The sequence below is a fragment of the Oleiphilus sp. HI0123 genome (genome assembly GCF_001635315.1).
On the sequence record NZ_LWGE01001312.1, the window covers coordinates 1 to 5448 of the forward strand.

1 protein-coding gene is annotated in these 5448 nt (G+C 45.2%); it reads right to left on the reverse strand.

Going from position 1 to position 5448, the window contains the following annotated elements; all coding sequences use genetic code 11:
• Positions 1 to 606: 606 nt before the first annotated feature.
• The coding region (locus tag A3761_RS15975; protein ID WP_156491892.1) for an Hpt domain-containing protein at positions 607 to 5448 on the reverse strand (4842 nt) is incomplete at its 5' end.

Consider the following 5448-nt stretch of genomic DNA (forward strand, 5'->3'; position numbering starts at 1 on the left):
ATCGACATGCTGAGCATAAAGAAAGCCGGCTCTGATCGTAGATGGAATTTCATCCAGGAACTCTTTCACCGCTGCAGGACCACCGAGTGAGNCTGCTAGAACCCAAACGTCTTTAGATGGCGGATGAGACAGTCTGGGTGCCTTTTCGATGTCTGAAGGCTGGCTGAAAACGGGCTTAGACTGAGCTTTATCTATTGCGACGTGATTGGTGGCCTGGGAGTCTAGAGCGAGTATAGAGTCTTCTGATTCTAGAATATCAATGCAACCAAGATGCTCTTCTAGTTTACTGACTAGTCGTCGTTCCCACGAAATATATTGCTCATCGTGTTTTCCTGGGGCTTTATCCAAACCAAAGAGCACAGGAATATTGTCTGCTTGGTCAATGATGTCATCTAACGCTACCGACTCAAAAGTATCTTCTTGCAAAGCTAAAATCCAGCATTGGATCTGATCGAGTTTTTCACTTTGTTGCTGTGCAAGCATATCGGGCTCACAACTGATAACAGGGTTTAAGCCAAAAGCGTTGAGTGCTTTGCTCAGAACGTGCCTTTGTAAGGCACAATCCGATATGACACCGATCTTAGGTCTCGCTTCCGGCACATTCATTTAGCCAATGAACCGCTCAATATTTTCCAGTAAATCATGTTCCTGGAAAGGCTTACCAAGATATTCATTCACACCGATAGAAAGTGCCCGTTCTTTGTGCTTTTGGCCGGTTCGGGAGGTAATCATGATGATTGGCACATCTTTCAAGCGTTCGTCATGCCGTACCAGTGTTGCAACCTCAAAACCGTCCATACGTGGCATTTCGATATCGAGAAGCATTACATCAGGTTTATGATCTTGTAGTGTTGCTATAGCGTCAACACCATCCTTCGCGGTAATAACTTCGTAGCCATTTCGTTCAAGCAAGCGCGTGGTAACCTTCCTAACAGTAACCGAGTCATCGACCACCATGACAGTCTTCGTTTGCTTCTCTTTAATAATGTTATCTTCATTAGAACTTAGAGAATCGAGTATGCCTGCCATGTCGTCTCGAATGAGCGCAGGAAGGTCAAGAATCACGACAACGCTACCGTCACCGAGAATAGTTGCTCCAGAAGCTCCATGAACATTGGCAAATTGAGGCCCAAGACTTTTTACAACGATCTCACGGCTGCCCATCAAGCTATCAACCTGTAGCGCCATAGGCTTGTCACTTCCTCTAACCAGAATGACGGGTAGCGGTAGTGGTTGCCCCTGCAATTTAGGGTGATGACTGCTGTGTAGTAGTTTACCTAGGTACTGTAGCTGATACTCGCGACCAGCGTATTCATACATTGGTGCATCAGGTTTATAGTATTCTTCCAGCTCATAAGGGCTGACTCGAACAATACCTTCAATAGTATTCAGAGGAATGGCGTAGAAGTCTTCACCAATGTTTACCATCAGCGCTCGGTTAACGGATACCGTAAAGGGTAGACGAATAGCAAACTCGGTACCGTGACCAAACTCAGAATTGATTTCAATGCTGCCGCCCATTTGCTTGATTTCACTGGCTACAACGTCCATGCCGACACCTCGACCGGAAATCTGCGTCACTTTTTCTGCCGTACTGAAACCCTGGTGCATGATAAATTGCATAATTTCATGGCGGCTAGGTTTCGTGTTTTTGGGTACAAGCCCTTGTTTTATCGCTTTATCTAGAACAACTTTGTCGTTAATTCCAGCGCCATCGTCCTTCATCTTCAAGACAATATTTCCGCCTTCACGCATTAGAGAGAGTGTGATTGTGCCACTCTCTGGTTTGCCAGCTTTTTTACGCTCGTTAACAGTTTCAATACCATGATCGAGGGCGTTACGTAACATGTGTTCAAGCGGAGCGACCATTCTTTCCAATACGGAACGATCCATTTCACCTTCGGTATTCAGTGCATCAAAATCGACTTGCTTACCTAGCTCGCCACCAATTTGGCGAACGATACGGCGTAGTCTTGGAACAATTGATGAAAACGGTATCATCCGTGTTTTCATCAAGCCTTCTTGCAGTTCTGAGTTAATACGGGATTGCTGTAATAATAAAGTCTCGGCATCTCGTGAACGGTCAGACAAGGTATCTCGAAGGTCCTGAAGGTCTGATGTTGACTCCGTTAAGGCTCGCGAAAGCTGCTGAATCGAAGAGTATCTGTCCATTTCAAGCGGATCGAAGTCTTCATAGTCGGGAGCTTTCAGACCTTCTTTTTCGGCTCTGAACAGTACTTGAGCTTCGGTTTCCATATCCATACGACGAAGCTGTTCACGTAGACGTTCAATGGTTGCCGACATTTCTTCCAGCGTGAAGCCAAAGTCACTAATTTGTTGTTCCAAGCGACCGCGCGAGATACTGGTCTCACCTGCAAGGTTAACCAGGGAGTCGAGTAGGCTGGCAGAAACACGGATCGTTTCTTGAGGTGCCACTTTTTGGACTGCTTGAATATTCTCGGCTGGTGTTTGCTTGTCAGAGGTTTTGGTTTTCTTCGCAGGTGCTTGTCTTGCTGCTTTGACGGTTTCTTCAGCAGCGATAGATTTACTTGGCGTGGCTGCTTTGCTTGGTTCAGCTTTAGGTGTTTCGCTAGTGTTAGAAGGTGTTGCATGTTCTTCAGTTAGTGCGTCACCTGAAGCTAGAGCTTCTAGTTCATCGACAAGTTTCAGGAGTTCATCCTGGCTCTTAAGTACAGAATCCTTAAGGGCTCCTTCAAATGCTTCCTTATTTGATTGAGCTTTGAGCAAACGAGATTCCAAGTCATGACTCTCATCAGCTAATTTAGCCAAATTTGAAAGTCTGGCTCCACCCTTCAAGGTATGAAGTATGCGTTGAATTTCTAAATTTGGCGTTTCTTCTTTTGGTGACTTAGACCACTCGGAAATTTGTTCTTCTAGCGCTTCGATTAGCTCGCGCGCTTCTTCGACAAATAGCTCCAACACTTCTAGGTCGACATCGTCGCCTAATGCTTGTGCTAGCGTAGATGTTGCGATAGGTGCTGCGGTTTCGGAAGGACTGGATACTTCGCTTTTAAGTCCCGCTTTATTCACTTCAGCAATTAATTCAGGCGCAGGCTTTAATTCTTCTCCGTGAATCAAGCATTCAAGCATTTCGGTGAATTCTTGGTATGCTTTAGTGATTGCATGGTACAAGCCTTCAGGGTCATTTAGTTGACCGTCTATCATCTGCTCTAAACGAGTGTTGACGGCTTCAGCTAAGTCGCCGATCGGGTCAACGTCAGCAAGTCTCGCTCCCCCTTTCAGGGTATGCATTTCCCTTTGTAACTCAACAATACCTTCGATGAAGTCTTCATCCTCGCGCCAGTGCTCCAAATACTCGGCAGCAGCAGAAAGAATATCCTTGCTTTCGTCTATAAATAAGGGAAGTAGGTCTGCTTCAAGATCATCTTCATCTATGGTTGTAGGCGCACTGACTTCAATGCTTTCAGGCTCTTCAACCGGTGTTTCAACAGGGCTTTTGATTTCAAGTTCTTCTGGCTCAGAAGTCTCTACTGGTGAGCCAGTGGTGACTTGCTTGATCTTATTGAGAAGTTCATCTGCGCCATTGATAGCTGAACCTTGTTGAACCGCTTCAACCATATTAGCTAAGGCATCATGACAGCTTAAGCAAAGAGCCGTCATGTCTTGTGTCGCATCAAGCTGCTTATTAACAATAGACTCGAATAAGGTTTCCAGTTCGTGTGCAAGATCACCAATAGGGTTGATTTCGGCCATTCGAGCACCGCCTTTAAGGGTGTGCAATTCACGCTGTAGCTCGCCAACAACCTCGATATTAAAGACGTCGGATTCCCATTGGTGCAATAGTTCGCCAGAACTGTCGATTATTTCTTGGGCTTCTTCTAAAAATATCTCGGCTAATTCCGGATCCAAGTCTAATAAGACCTGGCTAGGACTTGTCGTTTGTGATTCAGAGGGCTGTTCATTTTCTGGAGCGATATCTTCTTCAACAAGTGGGGTGTTAACACGCAAATCATCAACAATTGAAGTGATATTCGTGACCAGCTCATCTTGAGGCTGGCAAGGTTGCAAAGCCTGGATAGACTTAAGCATTGCTTCTAGAGCCTGCGAAGACTCTTCAAGTAGCGATAACATCAGGCTGGAGGCATCAGCTTTGTAATCGATTAGTTTTTCAAATAGTTTCTCAAGGATATCACTTAAATCGCCAACCGCTTCGAAGCCTGCCAAACGTGCACCACCTTTGAGTGTATGCATGTCTCGTTGTAATTGCAGGATAACGTGTTCATTACCTGGTTGTTGTTTAAGTTTGTCTAGTGCAGGGTTGATTCCATTGACTAGCTCATTAGCTTCCTCGAGGAATATTTCAGCCAAATCGGCATCCATAATGGCTTCATCGTCGAGTTCAACGCTTGCTTCTTCCTCCACTTCATCTGTGGTAGCGGAGTAGGTAGGTAATACGTCATCCAACTCTTTCTCTAGCTGGTCGAGCTTCTCGTTTAAGCTATCTTCTTGAGTTGATACACTTTGACTTTCTACCGGACTATCTTCAATAACATGGCTATGGTCAGCAATATGTTCGCGTAATTCCGCAAGCAGCTTGTTATCAAGGTTTAGAGTTAAACCCGCTGCTAGTTGATCCATCATATCGATCAATGCTTCGTGACCACGTTTGATATCATTAACAAAAACCGGGCTAGGTCTATCATTTTCGATATCAATACTGCCGTAGCAGCTTTCCAGGCATTCACAGAGTTCTGCAATGTTTTCAAGCCCGGCAACCTTGGCGCCTCGGTGGAGTGTTTTTACTTCGCCGTAAAGTTTAGTTAGCTCGTTAACGGATACAGGGCTGTGTTCCCATTGGTTAAGAATACTTTCAGCATCCAGCAATATATCCAGACCTTCGGTGAGGAAGATATTGATAATCTGCGGATCTTGTGAGGCTTCTTCAAGCGACTGGAGTTCATCACTTTGTGCGCTAAATACTTTGGACTGGAGTGATTTAAGGCCAGAGAGAAACTCATCCGTACCTGAAAGTTGCCCATCGGGATTGTTATCAAGTTGTGAGATGCCTTGTTGAATAAAATGCATAGCATCCGATAACATCGAGGCTATATCTTGATCAGCCTGAATGTTATTAGCACGTGCTTCCTTGATAAATTGTTCAACGGGTACTGCGATCTCCGCAATCGGTCTTATATTAGCTGTGTTTGCACTGCCTTTGAGTGTATGAAGCGCTCTAGATAAATCATCATCAATATCGATACTGTCATTCGCTGCACGATCAACAAATTCTAGGACAGTTGCGACATGAGAAGTGGCCTCGTTTCTGAATATATCGAGTAGCGTATCGTCGATTCCAACTGTACCTTGTTCTGCGCTCGGAGCCTCTGTCGCACCACTTGCTGCGGATGTTTCTTGCGAGGATCGTTGTAAGCTACCTAGAGGCTTAACAAAATCACCGGCAACCAA